We start from the raw sequence: 16,587 nt of genomic DNA on the forward strand, positions 1-16,587 counted from the left end.
TGGAGCCCGCTTGTCAAGCAGGAGGCAGAGCGACAGACCTCGGACAGGCCCAAGCGGGAAGAACACCTCCGCATCCGGTCCGAGAATTCACAAGCTCTGCTCATCTTCCTTTTTCAGCATGTAGCCCAGAAAACGAACGGATTCGATCGGATCGTAGCCAAGCTGCATCTTCAGCTTCTTGCGAAGTTTGGAGATGTGGCTCTCCACAACACTCTCATCCACGTCCTCGTTCATCAGACCATAGACCGCATTGTATATCTGCGTCTTGGTTACACGGCGACCGTGATTGCGCGCCATGAATTCCAGGATACGCCGCTCGCGACGAGGCAAGGCAAACTCCTCACCCGCGACCACCGGATCCCGGCCATCGAAAAACACTCGGATATTGCCGACATCCATGTTCTCAGCATCTTCCGTAGCGCGACGCCGGATGGCTCCTACGCGAGCCATGATCTCGCGAACATGAACAGGCTTTCGCAGAACGTCGTCCACGCCGGCGGCAAACAACTCTAGGGTTAGCTCAAGGCTCGGCTTCTCGTTAAGCGCGAGCACCGGCGCCTGGCGAATCCGATTTCGGATGATACGCGGATAGGTTTGACGACCCTCACAGTCGCCTATCAGGAATGCGTCAACAGCACCCAATTCTTCTTGCGGCGTTGTTGTAACCCAATCGCTGAACTCTTCCGGCATCAAGCCGAGCGAAGAAACGCCTTCTCTTTTGAAGCCAGAGGCGTAGCCATTGGTTACGATCTCTCGCTCATCCACAATTATGAACACGGCAATTAGCCCCCGAATACTCAGCCAGGACAATGCCTATTGGCAATTAAAATGTCCGTCAAACGTTTCTAGGTGCTTATGGCGCTGAATGATACTGCATTCTTTAAATTCGGTGTACGAAATAAATAAATTTTATTAGATGTTGTTTTATTCCACTTTGCAAATCTTTTGCCTACAGAATTGTACTGATATCACTACGCCAAAATCATGATCCAAGTGCGGCATAACAGCATAATAAGAAGCGGTTTATACTTTTTTTGTTGAGTTTTCGAATTCACGGAGAAGCGGTGAATAACTGCGCAATTTTTCCCCGATTCGCTCCGGGATTGGTCCCTCCAACGGCGAATCTGTTCGTTAAAAGATCGGGATTTGGCTTGGAGAGAGAATCAGAGCCACAGCGCGGCAAGAACCGGGCGCGTCTGGGCGGCAGCCGCCTGCGGCTTCATCAGCTTCAATCGCTGCAATTTGAGTGGGGAAGAATTGGCGAAACGCGGGCGCGCGATCGCCGAATATCAGGCCGCGGGCGGCGTGTCGCTGCCGTTCGTATCGGAAGACAGCGCTCTGGCCAGATAGTCAAAGGGATCACCGGCAATCTTGTCGCGGCTTCCCTGCCTCAGGGCTTCATAAATCTTCGGCACGATCTGGCAGGCGTAGTCGAGTTGCGTGTCGTTTCCGGGCTGATAACCGCCCATGAGACGCAGGTCGCGCGTATCTTCAAATCGCGAAATCAGCCCCTTGAGCCGCATCACGAGTTCACGCTGCTCAGGTGTCCAGGCATGCTGGGCAAGGCGGGACACGGAGCCAAGCACATCCACGGCAGGGAAACGGCCCCCATCCGCAATGGATCGATCCAGTTTGATATGACCATCGAGGATGCCACGGATGCTGTCGGCAACGGGATCGTTATGGTCGTCACCATCCACCAGCACCGAAAAGACGCCGGTGATTGCGCCACTTCCGTTTTCGCCGGGCCCGGCCCGTTCCAGAAGACGCGGAAGTTCGGAAAAGACACTCGGCGTATAGCCGCGCGCGACGGGCGGTTCACCGGCTGCCATGGCGACATCGCGTGCGGCATGGGCAAAGCGGGTGGCGCTGTCAATGATGAGAAGAACAGACTCGCCCCGGTCCCGAAAATGCTCGGCAATCGTCATTGCCGTCTTCGGCGCCAACCGGCGCATCATCGGGCTTTCATCGCCGGTGGATACGACAACCACCGACTTTTCGATGGCATCGCCCAGCGCATCCTCGATGAATTCGCGCACTTCCCGGGAGCGCTCTCCAACCAGGCCCACGACGACGGTATCGAAATCGCCGGATCGCGCAAACATGGCCAGCAGAGTGGACTTGCCGACGCCCGAGCCTGCAAAGATGCCGACGCGCTGTCCCACGCAGAGTGGTGAGAACAGATCCACGACCCGTACCCCAGTGCGCAATCCCTTGGAGACGCGCGATCTTTTCAATGAAGGGGGAGGATCCCGGTCGAGCGGCACGGCGCGTTCGCCTGCGGGAAGCAAGCCCTTGTCATCCACGGGCTGGCCAAGGGCGTTGACCACCCTGCCCTTCCACGAGGGATCGGGATGGATGGTCAGTCCGCCAACGCGATAGACTTTCGTGCCGATACCGACTGCAGTCTGACGCCCGAACGGTTTGACGATCGCCTCGTCCTCGTCCAGACGGATGACTTCGCCGCGCTGGGGCTTCTCCTTGGTCTCAAGCAACACCGTGTCGCCAAGGCAGACAAACGGAGAAAGCCCGACGACACGATAGAAGTTGGGCGCGACCTGATTGATACGTCCACCAATCCGCACCGGAGCGATTTCCTGAAGCGTGGACGCGACCGTCCGCTCAAGCCGTTCAAGTTTGTTCATTTTGCAGCAGCCCCACATGCCGCTGGCGCAGCGCTTCCAGAACGCTCAACGGAAGATGGTTGTTCGGGTGCGCGGCGACATCGTTCACGCTGGCGGGCGCGAAAGGTTCGCTGACTGTCTCGATCGAAAAGCCCGCGCTTGTCGCTTCCGGTCGAAGCCACTGGAACAGGTCCAGCGGGGTTCCGTCCGTTGTCGCCAAGGCGATCTCTTCTTCCCCCGAAGCAACAACCGTCGCGCCCGGATGGTCTTCTTGAGATACGACATCGACCGAGGTGCGGGGAGCAGCATCGTCGTTTCCAGCGGCCGCGATTGCGACGTCAGATGACGAGAAATGGTCTGTGACCACATCTTCGGCTATCGCCAGGCCCACCATGGCCCCCATCCCGATCGGACCTCCAAGGGCCAGACCATAAAGGGCGCTGCCGGCGTAATGGGCCTCGGGCGATATCTCGTCCCCCGTAAGCGCTCGATAGATGGGGCCGACAATCGGCAGCTGCTGCAGTGGATTGATCGTGTCGAGAAAATCCGAAAATTCGGGCCCCGACCTCGCCTTGCCCGAACTGCTTCCCGCAGCATCGGTTGACGCCCTGGCCGCGCGAACGTTCGAGAAAGCGTCTGGACGCAAGGGCCCGTCGGCATGTTCGATCCGCATGACAACAGGATTGAGCATTGGCGCGCTCATGCGCTGTCACCCAGTTCACGGATGACCTTCTGCTGGTTTTCCGACCCGCTATCGACCATCTTGGAGATGCTCTCGAAGGTTCGGGTGAGCTCGATCATGCGGGTCATTTCGCGGATCGGGTTCACGTTGGAACTCTCGGTATACCCCTGCACGACGCCATCCTTGGTGAAGTCGAGGATGGGGGTCGCGGGTTGATCGGGGATAACGGCGGAGTTGTCCAGGCGGGCAAGCTTTGCTTCCGCCCCGATTGAGAACAGCCCGAGCGCGCCGAGCTGGTTTCCACCCTGGAAAATGGTTCCGTCGCGCGCAATTGTCGGCGGACCGGCTTCCGGATCCAGCGCAATCGGCAAGCCACCGGCATCAAGAACCGGATAGTCGTTCACGGAACGCAAGACACCGTCGGCCCCCATCGTCAACCGGCCATCTCGGGTATAGGCAATCCCTGGGGGAGTGCGAAGGGCAAACCAGCCCTCCCCTTCGACTGCGACATCGAGCTGATTGTCGGTCTTGGTCAACGCGCCATTCTGGCGCGAGATGTAGATCTCGCCGCCATTGGCAAAGGATACGGGATCCTCTCCGGCGGTTGAGAGAACTTGCGAGAACTTAACCTCATCGGCCCGATAGCCCACCGTATTCATATTGGCGACATTGCGCGCGACAGTCTCAAGCCTGCGAGATATGGCAACCTGGCTCGACAATGAAACGTTCAGGGTGGATTCCATGTCTCAAAATCCCCCGAGCTTGAGCGTCTGGATACTTGTGAGCAGATCCTGTCCGATAGCCACGGTGCTATTGGCGGAGGATATGAGCTGAAGGGCCGGTGAAGTCGCCAGCGGCAAGCCATTCTTCATGTCGTACATGGCGGAAAAGCGCTGCATGAACTTGTCCAGCTTTTCCGGATCCTGGAAGTCCGCCAGATCGATATTGTTCTCGATGTAAGCGGCCTGCTTATCGATGTTGGCGGTTGCGAAGCTGTCGGGAAGCCCGAGCGCGGCATAGACCACCTGCGCCAAAGCCTTGTCGGCCAGGATCTCATAGACATTGGAAATGTCAGGGGCCTTGCGCGTGAAATAGAGCGCCAACCTCACGCCGTCATTCGTGTTGCCTTCGTTTTCCTCAAGCGTCTGACGGTGGTATTTGTCGACGACACCCTGGCCGGCGCGCTCAAACGATGTGGCGGCCTCGCCATAACGCACGAAGTTGAAGGTCTTGGCGAAATCCTTGTAACGCTCATCTGCCAAACGGTTGGCGAAGGCGTTGCGGTCGTCGGTTCCCTCTTCCAGAACCTTGCGCATGAATGCCTTGGCATAAGTCATGTCGCTCAGACCTGCAGCCTTCATCGCGTAGCTGAAGAGCCGATCATCTTCCAGGAACTCGTCGATCGTCTTAACGTCGCCGATATTCTCAAGATAATACTCGGTTTCCCGTTCAACGATTGGATCAGCAGCAACCACTCGCATCGAGCGATCCAGATTGCCGTTTACAAGCTGATATTGGGTCATCGTGCTGATCATCGGGCCGGCCTCATCTCCTGTCGGGCAATTTGAGATGCCATGATGCTTCGCGAGGCTTGTCTCAAGCTGACCAGCCCGCAGAGGGCCGAAGCGCCCGGCTATCCCGAAGAGTTTGATTTGTCCGGATATTTTCAAGTCTGACCGGCCGCCTTTTCCCGCGCCCACTCCAGAATGCCCCTTGCCCTCATATGAATACGCGGGCGCGCGGGATGCCGCCCGCCGCCTCGTCCAATGCACTCTCGACCGTTTCCGATGGGGGCGTCGCGGGGCGTACAGCTTCAGGCAAGCCTCGCCCCCTAGTGTCCGCCCACTACAAACGGGCCAGCACACGCAGGAGGCGGCAATTGACTATCATCATCGGCCTGATCATCGCAGGCGCGTCGCTTATTGGTGGCTTTGCCGCCCTTGGCGGCAAGGTTTCCGTGCTGTGGCAGCCATTCGAAGTGGTGATCATTTGCGGCGTTGCGTTGGGGACCTATGTCGTCGCCAACCCGGTCAAGGTGATCAAGGACAGCATCAAGTCCGTTGGCGAGGCACTGTTGAACTCGGTCCCGCGCAAACGTGATTATCTCGACGTTCTCGGCATCCTCTACGCCCTCATGCGCGAACTACGCGCCAAGGGTCGCAACGAAGTGGAACCGCATATCGAAGATCCGGTCAATTCCGAGATCTTCCGGCGGTTTCCGACTGTCGCCAAGCACAATGCTCTTCGGACGTTCGTTTGCGACTACTTCCGCCTGATCATCGTGGGCAATGCGCGACCGCATGAAATCGAGGCGCTGATGGATGAAGAACTCAGCACCATCGCACGGGACAAGATGAAGCCGTATCTGGCTTTGAGCGTTCTTGCAGAAGCCCTGCCCGCGATCGGCATCGTCGCCGCCGTGCTTGGCGTGATCAAGGCAATGGGCGCAATTGACCAGTCGCCTCAGATCCTCGGCGCTCTTATCGGCGCGGCTCTGGTGGGCACTTTTCTCGGGATCTTCCTGTCCTACGCACTGGTGACGCCGTTGGCGAACAACATCAAGGGCGTCAGGGAGAGCCGCATGCGGCCTTACATCATCGTCAAGCAGTCCCTGCTGGCGTTCATGAATGGCGCAGCCCCTCAGATCGCTATCGAGCACGGACGCAAGACCATCAATGCTGCAAGCCGTCCCTCCATCGACGAAGTCGAAAACGAGACGATGACGCATGGCGCAGCGTCGCTGGGTGAAAACGTTCAGGAACTGAACCAGAAGGGAGCGGCCTGAGACCATGATGACCACAGCAACCGCAAATGCTGCCGATCGGTCACAGATCACCGATCGCCTCCTCGACGCCGCGGGCATATCGGTCGAACGTCTGCCGATGCTGCCGGTCCTCTTCGATCGAATGGCGCGTCTGTTTGCGGATGCGATGCGACAGAAGTCGACCTCACCGTCCTACGTTTCGGTCAGCTACATCGACAATGAACGCATCGGCGACGTTCTCGACGAATATGAATCCAACGCGCTGGTTGCCGTCTACCACTCACGCGAATGGGATTCGCGCATCCTGATCGGCTTTGACCGCGACTTCATCTTCACGCTGGCCGATGTCCTGTTCGGGTCCGACGGAACCGAGCCGCCCATCGATGATGAACGCAATTTCTCCAATATCGAGACGCGAATTGCACGCGGGATTTTTGAGGAAGCTGCAAAGGCGCTTCAGGAATCCTTCAAACCGATCGCCGCCACGAAACTGAAGCTGGAGCGGATCGAGAGCCGGATGGATTTCGCCATTCTCGGGCGGCGGAACAATCCGGCGGTCGTTGCGCGGCTGCTGGTTCAGGCAATCGGGCGCGGCGGCGAGGTCTTCGTGATCATGCCGCACTCCACGCTCAATCCATTGCGCCAACGGCTCTCTCAGGTCATCTCCGGCGAGATGACCAACCGCGACAAGGAATGGACCCATCACTTCCAGAGCGAGATCCAGCGCACAGAGGTGAAACTCCAGGCGATCATGGAAGAGCGCCAGATGACACTCGGTGAGATCGTCGATCTCAAGGTTGGCCAACTCATCGAATTGCAAGCCACGCCGAGAAGCCCTGTTCAGCTTGAATGCAACAAGCAGCCGATCTTCACCTGTCGCCTCGGGCGTCTCGACGGCGCCTACACGCTGCAGGTGGAGGATCTGATCTATCAGAATGAGGATCTGCTAGATGATCTCCTATCTCGTTGATGCGGTGCTGATGGTCGCGCTCGTGATCACCAGCGTCAAAATTGTTGCGATGTACCGGGAGCTGAAACGTCTCGGCTCCTATCACGCCGACTATCAGCGGATATTTGACCAGACCACGCTGGCGCTCGACGGCATCGAGGTCTCCATCCAGGAGATCAACGTGCGGGGAACGCAGGTGCTCAATGCGCTGGGGTCGCGCATGGACGATGCGCGCGGGATCATCGCCGACATTGATGGACTGACCCGAGAGGCACGCAAGCAGCAGGCCGCGCTTCGCACCGAGATGCGCCAGCTTGTGGCCGAGCGCGAGAAGCTTGGAGAGGTCAAGGGCATGCGCCCCCTCAAGGAGAGAATGGCCAACCGCCGAGCCAAGGTGCTCGACGACACGGGTCAATGTGAAAGCGGGCGGATCCACGCCGGCCAGGGCAACAGCCTCGCAATCGATCCCTCCGCCTCGCTCTCTTCCGGGGGCAACGAACTGCGTATCCAGCGAATTGACGACAAGACCTATGCGGGCTCGTTCCGGTCCGTTTCCGTAGGCGACAAGGATAACTCGAAATGAGCAACTTCGACGAATATGAAGCCAATGCAGCTGACGCCGATGAAACCGTACTCAATGCGAAAATGCATGATTTCGGTGCGGCCGATGCGGCTCACGTGACCCGGGCTCAGCTGGCTGAGGATGGAGAGGACGGTGAAAGGCGCAATCTGGACACGATCCTCGGCATTCCGGTGGATGTTCAGGTTGTGCTCGGTTCCGCCTCCATGCTCGTGGCGAACCTGCTGAAGCTTGGCCGCGGATCGGTCATTCCCCTCAACCACCGGGTCGGCGAGCCCGTCGACATCGTTGTGAACGGTCGCGTTGTTGCGCGGGGCGAAGTGGTGGTCGTGGAAGACGACAACTCCCGTTTCGGGGTCTCCCTGACCGAGATTATCGGAAATCAGAATACGGGCATTGAAGCCTGATCAATGACGTAACAGGGACCGTGGCGGCCATGGTCCCCGCCTCGGCCAGAGCGACTGCGCGCGCGCGCCAGTGCCCGACTGACAGTGGATGAACGATTATGAATGCCAATGTGAGCGCCGAACACCAGCGCAGGGCCCAGCCGCTTCGCGGCATTCAGAAGGTCGCGGCCCTTCTTCTGGCCATGGGCAAGCCCAACGCCTCGCGGTTGCTGAGGCATTTCGATCAGGAAGAGATCCGGCTCATTACGCTCAATGCGGCCCAGCTGGGCGCGGTCAGCGCCTCCGAGCTTGACGACCTTGCCGATCAGTTCCTGAACCAGTTCGCGCATGGCGCAAGCTTGTTCGGTACGGCCGGCGAAGTGGAGAAGATGCTCGATGGCGTTTTGCCCGAGGATGCCGTGTCGGAAATCATGTCCGACGTTCTGGGCAACTCAAACCGCTCCATCTGGGATCGGATCACGACGGTCTCCGAAACGGTTCTGGCCAACTATCTGGCCAAGGAACACCCGCAGACAGCGGCCCTGATCCTGTCCAAGATACGCCCTGCCAGCGCGGCCAAGGTGCTGAGTCAGCTTGCCACGCCGGTGCGCAACCAGCTCATGCGACGCATGCTATCCATCAAGCCGATCGTCCAGGAAGTCATGCGCGACGTGGAAAAGACCCTGCATGAGGACTTCATGTTGAACCTTTCCGGCTCGATGGAAGCAGACAGCTTTGCCCGCATGGCCGACATCCTCAACAAGATGGATCGCGAGCATATGGAAGAGGCGCTCACCAGCCTCAATGACGAGCGTCCGAAGTCCGCTGAAATGCTGAAGGGCCTGCTCTTCACTTTCGACGATATCGTCGATCTGAATGCTCGCACGAAAATGGCGATCTTCGACCAGATTTCCACGGACAATGTCGTCATGGCCCTCAAGGGCACTTCGCCTCAGTTCCGCGAGAGCATTCTGTCTTCCCTGACCTCTCGCATGCGACGGATCGTGGAGTTCGAACTCAATTCCGGAGAGCCCTCCACCCAACGCGAGGTCCTGGAAGCGCGCCGGACGATCACCGACCTGGCTCTGGAAATGGCAGGCCGGGGAGAAATCGATCTCAATCCCAAGCAAGAGGAAAGAACGTATTTCAGCTGACCCTTCGCTGCACCGATCGGCCTGAAAGCGATCGGCATTGCTCGAATTCTCCGCAATCAGATTGCGCGTCGGCTCCCGGAGCCTCTTTCCCGTGTAAACCGTCAGGCGAAACAAGATGTCGGACTCACAGGACGAAGACTCCAAAACAGAAGAGCCAACAGAGAAGAAAATCAGCGATGCGATCGAGAAGGGAAATGTCCCCGCCTCGAAGGAGGCATCGGTTCTCGTTTCTTTTCTGGTGATGCTCCTGATCGGTAGTTTCTTCACCCTCTCAGAGGGTCGTCGGATCAGTCAGGTCCTGACGCGGTTTATCGACGATGCCAGGGGAATACAGCTTGGAAACGCTGCTGATGCCATCTTGCTTGCCCGCTACATCGGCCTGGAACTGGGGCTGTTCCTCGTCCCGATTGTCGTCCTGCTCATGGGCGGCGGCCTTGCCGCGGCCTGGTTCCAGAATGCACCACGCGTCGTCGGCGAACGCATCAAGCCGGATCTGTCGCGCCTTTCAATCACGAAGGGCTGGAAACGGATGTTCGGCCTGGACGGCCTCATTGAATTTCTCAAGGCGCTGTTCAAGTTCACGACAATTGCCGGCGTCGCGTTTCTGGTCTTGCGTTCAGATCAACAGGTCCTGGTGAATGCCATGTTCACGGATCCCGGAAATCTGCCTGAAACCATCCTGCGTGTGGCCATGCGGCTTCTGTCCGGTGTCGCCATTACCACGATCGTGCTCGTCGCCGCAGACCTTGTGTGGGCGCGCAAGAACTGGCGCCGCAAACTGCGCATGAGTCACCGTGACATCAAGGACTAGCACAAGCAGATGGAGGGCGACCCCCTCGTCAAGGCCCGCATGCGCTCGCTCGCGCGCGACCGCGCCCGCAATCGCATGATGGCGGGCATCCCCAAGGCGACCCTCGTCATCGCAAATCCGACCCATTTTGCTGTTGCGTTGCGCTATGAGCGGGACGAAGATGCCGCGCCCATGGTCGTTGCCAAGGGCCAGGACCTGATTGCCCTCAAGATCCGACAGATCGCCGAGGAAAACCAGATCCCGGTTGTAGAGAATAAGGAACTCGCACGCGCACTGTTCCCTGCTGTCGAAGTCGACCGTATGATTCCCCCGCAATTCTATCGTGCAGTTGCCGAGGTAATTTACTATGTCTACTCACGCAGCAACAACATGGTCGAGTGATGGAGTCAGCAGGAGTAAGCGCGTCGCCTCGTATTACCGGTGATAGCAGCAAAAAACGCGAGCAGATTCTGGCGCAAGCGATCCAGGATGTTGCTGCCGAGCTGCGCCTGATCGATGTCACGGATCTGATATTTCACGTGCTTGCCGGCAAGCATGCGAATATCGATGACCTCGTCCGGTCATCGACCGAGCTCTATTTCAAGCCCAACACGATGTGTTACGGATCAGCTGCCAATCTCGAGCTGACCTGGGGCAGCACCCCCACCATCATTCTCGACCTGCAATTCCGGCACCACGGCGTCTGGATCCATTTCGGATTGTCCCTGTCGGCCCTGCAGGCTGGCGTGGATATGTATCACATCGAGTTCTCCGAGCCGTCCGAGAACCCGCAGGCGAATACCGAGCTTTTGATCAGCGCCCTGAAAGACGCACGTCTGCCGGGCCCGCGCGCCAGGAGCCGGATCTTTCAGTAGATCCTGCAGCCGCCAGACCTCCCTTCCGTTCCCGTTGCCTTGTCTTAGAAACGGCCGCTGCGCGCCGGGATGTCCGTCATTGCCTGCGTGACATCTTGCACCTGGCGCGCCCCACATGAAAAAGGGCCGCCGAACGGTTGTTCGACGGCCCCAATCTGGTCATGCGATGGTGTGCGCACGCGCTCGGAGAAGACCGCGTCAGTTGGAGACCACGTCTTCCTTTGAGAAATAGTTGAGTTCCTCGACCAACACGTCATGGATCAGCTCGCCGTTCATTCGCGTGTTGACCCGCTCGCGGATTTGCCGTGTGAGGCTCTCGATATCGTAGCGCTCCAGATTCTGGAAATCGAGGGTGCGGTCCTCGTAGAGCAGCCGAAAGGCTTCATCGACGACGAAAGGGTGCGGTGGCACGGAGAGGCGCGCGAGGGCAGCCGCATCGGCGGTAAAGACGAATTGTGCGACCACGTAGCCCTGCAACCGCCCATTCGCGATCATGGGCACGTTGATGGCACGGGTCTTTTCGTAGTCGAGGCCATCGATCACCGCAGTAGCGGGGTCAATGCCGTGGTATTGGGTCATCCAGTAGACGGCGCCATAGCTTGAACCAGCCGTGACCGCCGCCATCCAGATTCCAATGAGGATGCCCCTGAACATGGTTTAGGCGATGCCCCTTCCGGTGTCGCGTGTATAGGTGCCGTCAGAATCCGCCTCGATCAGCGAGCGAGATATCATCTCGGAAATCTCGCGAACCGCTTGGAGATGGGTCGAAAGCAGTTGCATGTTGTCTTTCAGATTGTTGCGCAGCATGCCGAGCGTCTCGGCGACTTCCGGACCGAACGGCCCTTCGGCGAGGTTTTCCCCTGCTCGCGTCAGATCGAGTAAAGCCTGGCTCTTGCGCCGCTCGAAATCGCGCAGGTCGACCCGAACACCTTGACGCAAGGCCGTTGTCTCGGACGTGACCGCTTCATTGGCCCGTTGAATGGCAAGGAACAAAGCCCTCATACCGTATCCGTTGACGACAGGTTGAGCCGACTTCGGCTGCGTTTGGTATTCCGCTGGCAGGTTTTCCATTGAGATCGAAACCTCCTCACAGATTGCTGTTATGCCTTGGCAGATGTTATTGTTTTTTCGACTATTTCTGAGATGCCAACGCCGCCGGCAGAGACGACTTGCTTGCTGATCTGCTCAGCCATCATGGATTTCCAGATATCGCCGGCGGTGCCCTCGCCAAAGACCGTTTCCGCGTCCTGGGGCAGCATGACCTCGATAAACTGTTGCAGGATCAAAGCCTCGAATTGCCGCGCGGGAGACAGGCTTGCGGCCATCGCTGCTTTTGCGCGCAAGCTGGTCCGTATGGGTGTCACGTCGGCAGCGTGATGAGGACGTGTTCCGCCAGCCGCGAGATCGTTCGTGACGGTGTCGAAGGTGTTGTCGAAGTCCGGCGCGTCGAGCGCTGAGCTCTGCGCGATCGCCTTCAGGCGGTTTGCAGCGGCTTTCAACTTTTCCGGGTCGGCTGCACGTGCAACATCAAGCACCAGATCTGTGGGGGGCTGAATCGCCATATTCAAGGCTCACGGTTCGCATCTTGTCTCTTTCGGATCGTACGATCGTGTGCTTGTGTGAGGCTTGCTTCGACCCCGGACAACATGGCGTCCAGCACAACCTCAAGTTGCCGCTTTTCCTCGCACGCACTTTCTTCGCGCTCCATCTGACCAAGCTGGCGTTTGGTCACCTCCATCATGCGCTCCTGCCGCTGCAACCCGGCCCGCACACACTGGCGCGTTTCCTGAATACGGCTCTGTTCGGAAGCGATGGTTTTCAAACGTCGGGAGGCGTTGCGGATAAAGCGATCGTGCAGCGCGAGATCACCGCCGGACAGCGATGTCAGCACGCGTTCCTGGTTTTCCACGAGCGTCCGGTCCTTTTGATCCAGGGAAATCAGGACCCATTCGGACAGCCTGTGCAACTGGCGCTGGAGTTTCAGGATACGGTTGATTTGGTCAACACGTTGGGACATAGCCGTTCACCCGTATTGGAGCCATGTGAAGTAGCCGTCGAGGAAGATGCGGATCAGATCCGAAATGACGACGAACAGGAAATAGAGCCCGCCAACGATGATCAGCGGCATGGAAATGAAGTAGACCGGAATCTGCGGGGTCAGCCGGTTCGTGATGCCGATGGCGAAGTTCACGGCCACCCCATAAACGATGAAGGGGGAACCGATCCGCAAGGCGAGATTGAACGCGCTGGCAAGCTGATCGACGAACTGTTCCAGACCGGCCGTCGGAGACATCACGACGCTCGGCGGGAGCCTAGAATAGGACAGGGCAAGTCCGCGGAAGATCTCCAGATGCTGATCGGTGATGAAGATCATCGTCGTTGCCGTCAGTGTCAGGATATTCGCGATGGGAGGAAGGGACTCGGATCCGTCGATCGGCATGCCGGAGATGTTGTTCATCCCCATGGCCATGGACATCAGTGTGCCAATGGTCTCCAGCGCGGCGATGAAGGCCCGCCCCATCAAACCGATCAGCAATCCGATATAGAGTTCGCCCGCAATCAGCCGCACGGTGGTCGAAAGCGCCATGTCAGGCATGGCTTCGCGCATTCCGGGAAGCAACATGGGCGCCATGGCAAACGTGGAGGAAACCGCGATCAACAGACGGATCTGCATGGACACCCGATCACTGGAGAAGCCCGGGATGATCATGAGGCAGGCGCCGATGCGGCAAAAGAGAAGAAACGTCGCCAGAACGGTTTCGGGGCCAATGGCGATCGTGAGCAGGTTGCTCATGAGACACTGCCGAGCGGCTTGACCTCGACCCCGCGTGCGATTTCGAGATGCGAAAGAACCGGCAGGGTCGGGAACATCCGTTCCACGATCATCCGCACATAGGGGCGCGCCTCGGGCGCCGCGACCATGACGAACCGCTTGCCCTGATCCATCTCGGCGCGCACCGCCTTTGACAGGTCGGCGCCGAACTGCTCGACGAGTTGCGGATCGATATCGAACTCCACGACTTCGCCCTTGGAGTCGCGCTTAAGCGACTGGTGGAAGGCGAGATCCCATCGGTTACCAAGACGCATCACCTGCAAGGGACCGCCGTTGGACAGATCCCCACAAATCTGCTGGGCAATGCGCATGCGCACATGTTCCACCACCTGCTCCGAGCGCCGCACATGGGGCACGATCTCGGCCACGGCTTCCAGGATCAGATGAAGATTGCGGATGGAAACCCGCTCTGCCAGCAACAGCTTCAGGACCGCCTGAAGACCGGAATAGGAAATGTGGGCCGGACAGATGTCGTCGATCAGGCGCTTATATTCGCTGTCGAGCCGTTCCAGCAGGTTCCGCATGTCCTTGTAGGAGAGAAGCTGCGGAAGGTTGTTGCGCACGACCTCGCTCAGATGGGTCAGGATCACGGTTTCATTTTCGGCCGGGGTGAGCCCTCCCCGCTTTGCTTCCTCTGCATAGGCTGTCGGCACCCAGAACGCCTTCATGCCGAAGGCGGGTTCGCGAGTTTCTTCGCCCGGTACGTTGAGCTTCCCGTCCTCGCCGGTGATCACGAGCAGCTCGCCGACCCGCAAGGCATGCGCGGCGACGACCGTGCCGTGGATCTTGATCTGATAGGTCTTGGGGTCGAGCGACAGGCTGTCCGTGACACGAATATCGGGAACCACAAAGCCAAACTGCTCAGCAAATTTCCGCCGCATCCGGGAGACGCGATGCGCGAGTTCTCCGTGGTTTCCGAGAATCTGTACTGCCACCTGCTTGCCCAGGCAGAGCTCGATTTCGGAGGATTTCAACGAGTCCTTGACCGAGTCTCGGGATTCAAGTTGCTTCTGCGCCTTGACCTTTTCCGCGGCCTCTGTCTCGCGCGCCTTTTGCTCCGCCAGCTTCCTGGGAACGGTGTAGGCAACGAAGGCCATCATCGCCCCCAGCACCCCGAAGGGCAGAATTGGCAGGCCGGGGACAAGCGCAAGGATGCCCATCAGGATAGAACCGACGAACAACGCGCGCGGATAATGGCTGAGCTGCCCCAGGACGGCTATTTCCGCCCTGCCCCGCGTCCCGCCTTTGGAGACCAGAAGGCCGGCAGCCAGCGAGACGATCAGCGCCGGGATCTGGGAAACGAGGCCATCGCCAACCGACAGTTTGGTGAACACGTCCGCGGCGGTTCCCACATCCATGTCGTAGCGAGACACGCCGATGATGATCCCGCCTAGAATGTTGACGGCGGTGATGATCAGGCCCGCGATGGCGTCGCCGCGAACGAATTTCGATGCGCCGTCCATGGCGCCGAAGAAGGAGCTTTCTTCCTCCAGCTCGTGGCGGCGGCGCTGCGCTTCCTTCTCGTTGATCAGGCCGGCGTTCAGATCGGCATCAATGGCCATCTGCTTGCCCGGGATGGCGTCCAGCGTGAACCGGGCTCCGACCTCCGCGATACGGGTCGCGCCCTTGGTGATGACGAGGAAGTTCACGATCACCAGGATCGCAAAGACGATCAGGCCAATGACGAAATCGCCGCTCATGACGAACCGCGAGAAGCCGTTGATGATGTAGCCTGCGGCGGTCGTGCCCTCGTTGCCATGGGCTAGGATGACGCGGGTCGTGGCGATGTTGAGCGACAGGCGCAACATCGTTGCCAAAAGCAAGATGGTGGGAAAGGAGGAGAAGTCGAGCGGCTTCTGAATCCAGAGCGCGACCATCAGAATGAGCACGGAAAAGGCGATCGAAAGCGCCAGTCCAAGGTCGATCAGAAACGAAGGAACCGGCAGGAACAGGATCGTCAGGACAATGACGACGCCGAATGCAAAGCCGATATCCCGACGACTTTCCTTGATGGCTTCCGTTGATACTGTAGATCCGATCGCGGACATGCCATCTCCTCTCAAGCGCAAAACACAGGAGAGCACTCTTGCCGTATCAAGCTTGTGCGAGGGTGACGTGCGGAGCCGATGCTTTGCTGTCGATCAGCGTATGGGGCTGGGATCAGACGCACAGGTCCGCCGCATCAGCTCCGCTCGATGCCATCCGCCCGGCTCCCGTTGGCCTCTTCAAGAAGGTCGGGGGGAAGGTCATGCGTGTTCCGGCAAGGCCAATGTGCCCTGTTAGAAACCGCTTTCGATATGCGAGTATGCGAGCGCGGTAAAAGCATAGATCTGGCTGCCGATGAATGGCCCGGCCACGATGATCATCACCAGAATCGCGACGATCTTCGGAATGAAAGTGAGCGTGACTTCCTGTACCTGCGTCAGGGCCTGCAGCAAGGCGATCGACACGCCAACGATCATGGCGGGAAGAATGGCCGGCCCTGCCCCCACGATGATCGTCCAGATGGCGCTGCGCACCAGATCGAGAGCGTCTGCCTCGTTCATGTCAGGTGATCTTGACGCCGGGGCCGAGAAGGATGCCGCGCCCGTCTTCAAGACCAAGCACGGTGCCATCGCTGTAGATCTCGACGGACTTGATGACGCCACTCGCGCCATCCGCGCCGGTCGCGGTGCGTCCGATCAGGCTTCCGGCCTGCGAGAACGACAGATTGGTCAGCAAGCTGTCCAGCTTGCTGTTCGTCGTGATCGCCTGCTCCACCTGCGAGAACGTGGCAAGCTGGGCAAGCTGGGCCGCCGAGTCCATCGGCTCGGTCGGATCCTGGTTCTTCATCTGCTCGATCATCAGCGTCAGAAACGCGTTGTAGTCGAGCGTCAGGTCACTCATCGCCGCGGCGTTGGCCGCTGAGGATGTCTGATTATTGACGGGGGCTACAGTGGTCATGGTCCAT

The 16,587-nt window shown here is 58.8% G+C and carries 19 protein-coding genes and 1 pseudogene; 7 read left to right on the forward strand and 13 right to left on the reverse strand.

The window, feature by feature from the left end:
• Positions 1-87: 87 nt before the first annotated feature.
• From ABGM93_RS04830 to ABGM93_RS04850, 5 genes are all read right to left on the reverse strand, one after another.
• Positions 88-777, reverse strand: coding sequence for a response regulator transcription factor (locus ABGM93_RS04830; RefSeq protein ID WP_321503958.1), 690 nt, complete (start codon positions 775-777; stop codon positions 88-90).
• Between the two features lie 512 nt (positions 778-1,289).
• Positions 1,290-2,645 (reverse strand): flagellar protein export ATPase FliI, encoded by a 1,356-nt coding sequence (gene fliI, locus ABGM93_RS04835; protein WP_321503959.1) that lies wholly within the window; start codon positions 2,643-2,645, stop codon positions 1,290-1,292.
• Positions 2,632-3,315: a hypothetical protein gene (locus ABGM93_RS04840; RefSeq protein WP_321503960.1), complete on the reverse strand. Its 684-nt coding sequence runs from the start codon at positions 3,313-3,315 to the stop codon at positions 2,632-2,634. The genes fliI and ABGM93_RS04840 overlap by 14 nt, the downstream gene beginning before the upstream one ends.
• An 8-nt stretch (positions 3,316-3,323) precedes the next feature.
• Positions 3,324-4,049 carry a flagellar basal-body rod protein FlgF gene (gene flgF / locus ABGM93_RS04845; RefSeq protein ID WP_321503961.1) on the reverse strand — a complete coding sequence of 242 codons (726 nt, stop codon included), beginning with the start codon at positions 4,047-4,049 and terminating at the stop codon, positions 3,324-3,326.
• Positions 4,050-4,052: 3 nt separating this feature from the next.
• Positions 4,053-4,841: a DUF1217 domain-containing protein gene (locus ABGM93_RS04850; RefSeq protein WP_321503962.1), complete on the reverse strand. Its 789-nt coding sequence runs from the start codon at positions 4,839-4,841 to the stop codon at positions 4,053-4,055.
• Between the two features lie 344 nt (positions 4,842-5,185).
• Between ABGM93_RS04850 and motA the strand changes: the two genes are divergently transcribed.
• The 7 genes and pseudogenes from motA to ABGM93_RS04885 all read left to right on the forward strand — a co-directional run bounded on the left by motA (position 5,186) and on the right by ABGM93_RS04885 (position 10,804).
• On the forward strand, positions 5,186-6,091 hold the full coding sequence (gene motA, locus ABGM93_RS04855; RefSeq protein ID WP_321503963.1) for a flagellar motor stator protein MotA: 906 nt from the start codon (positions 5,186-5,188) through the stop codon (positions 6,089-6,091).
• 7 nt (positions 6,092-6,098) lie between these two features.
• Positions 6,099-7,040, forward strand: coding sequence for a FliM/FliN family flagellar motor switch protein (locus tag ABGM93_RS04860; RefSeq protein WP_321505745.1), 942 nt, complete (start codon positions 6,099-6,101; stop codon positions 7,038-7,040).
• A complete protein-coding gene (locus tag ABGM93_RS04865) occupies positions 7,021-7,602 on the forward strand; it encodes a hypothetical protein (protein ID WP_321503964.1) in 582 nt (193 codons plus the stop codon). The genes ABGM93_RS04860 and ABGM93_RS04865 overlap by 20 nt, the downstream gene beginning before the upstream one ends.
• Entirely contained in the window at positions 7,599-8,006 is a 408-nt protein-coding gene (fliN, locus tag ABGM93_RS04870) for a flagellar motor switch protein FliN (RefSeq protein ID WP_321503965.1), read from the forward strand. Before ABGM93_RS04865 ends, fliN begins: the two co-directional genes overlap by 4 nt.
• Positions 8,007-8,104: 98 nt before the next feature.
• Positions 8,105-9,139: a flagellar motor switch protein FliG gene (locus tag ABGM93_RS04875; RefSeq protein ID WP_321503966.1), complete on the forward strand. Its 1,035-nt coding sequence runs from the start codon at positions 8,105-8,107 to the stop codon at positions 9,137-9,139.
• 115 nt (positions 9,140-9,254) lie between these two features.
• Positions 9,255-10,331, forward strand: a pseudogene (gene flhB, locus ABGM93_RS04880) (flagellar biosynthesis protein FlhB).
• Complete coding sequence (locus ABGM93_RS04885; RefSeq protein ID WP_321505747.1) at positions 10,331-10,804, forward strand: hypothetical protein; 474 nt, start codon at positions 10,331-10,333, stop codon at positions 10,802-10,804. Before flhB ends, ABGM93_RS04885 begins: the two are co-directional and overlap by 1 nt.
• A gap of 198 nt (positions 10,805-11,002) precedes the next feature.
• On the opposite strand, the gene ABGM93_RS04890 is transcribed toward ABGM93_RS04885, so the two are convergent.
• The 8 genes from ABGM93_RS04890 to flgD all read right to left on the reverse strand — a co-directional run bounded on the left by ABGM93_RS04890 (position 11,003) and on the right by flgD (position 16,580).
• Positions 11,003-11,458: a hypothetical protein gene (locus ABGM93_RS04890; RefSeq protein WP_321503967.1), complete on the reverse strand. Its 456-nt coding sequence runs from the start codon at positions 11,456-11,458 to the stop codon at positions 11,003-11,005.
• A 3-nt stretch (positions 11,459-11,461) separates the two neighbouring features.
• Positions 11,462-11,875: a hypothetical protein gene (locus ABGM93_RS04895; protein ID WP_321503968.1), complete on the reverse strand. Its 414-nt coding sequence runs from the start codon at positions 11,873-11,875 to the stop codon at positions 11,462-11,464.
• 29 nt (positions 11,876-11,904) lie between these two features.
• Positions 11,905-12,366, reverse strand: coding sequence for a rod-binding protein (locus tag ABGM93_RS04900; protein ID WP_321503969.1), 462 nt, complete (start codon positions 12,364-12,366; stop codon positions 11,905-11,907).
• Positions 12,367-12,368: 2 nt separating this feature from the next.
• Positions 12,369-12,821, reverse strand: a complete 453-nt coding sequence (locus tag ABGM93_RS04905) for a flagellar biosynthesis protein R (protein ID WP_321503970.1) — start codon at positions 12,819-12,821, stop codon at positions 12,369-12,371.
• A gap of 6 nt (positions 12,822-12,827) precedes the next feature.
• Entirely contained in the window at positions 12,828-13,598 is a 771-nt protein-coding gene (locus ABGM93_RS04910) for a flagellar biosynthetic protein FliR (protein WP_321503971.1), read from the reverse strand.
• Positions 13,595-15,685, reverse strand: a complete 2,091-nt coding sequence (gene flhA / locus ABGM93_RS04915) for a flagellar biosynthesis protein FlhA (protein WP_321503972.1) — start codon at positions 15,683-15,685, stop codon at positions 13,595-13,597. The genes ABGM93_RS04910 and flhA overlap by 4 nt, the downstream gene beginning before the upstream one ends.
• 231 nt (positions 15,686-15,916) lie before the next feature.
• Entirely contained in the window at positions 15,917-16,183 is a 267-nt protein-coding gene (gene fliQ, locus ABGM93_RS04920; RefSeq protein WP_321503973.1) for a flagellar biosynthesis protein FliQ, read from the reverse strand.
• A gap of 1 nt (position 16,184) precedes the next feature.
• Complete coding sequence (gene flgD / locus ABGM93_RS04925) at positions 16,185-16,580, reverse strand: flagellar hook assembly protein FlgD (RefSeq protein WP_321503974.1); 396 nt, start codon at positions 16,578-16,580, stop codon at positions 16,185-16,187.
• Between the last annotated feature and the right edge of the window lie 7 nt (positions 16,581-16,587).

Origin of the sequence: Breoghania sp. (assembly GCF_963674635.1) — a bacterium.
Taxonomy (GTDB): Bacteria; Pseudomonadota; Alphaproteobacteria; order Rhizobiales; family Stappiaceae; genus Breoghania.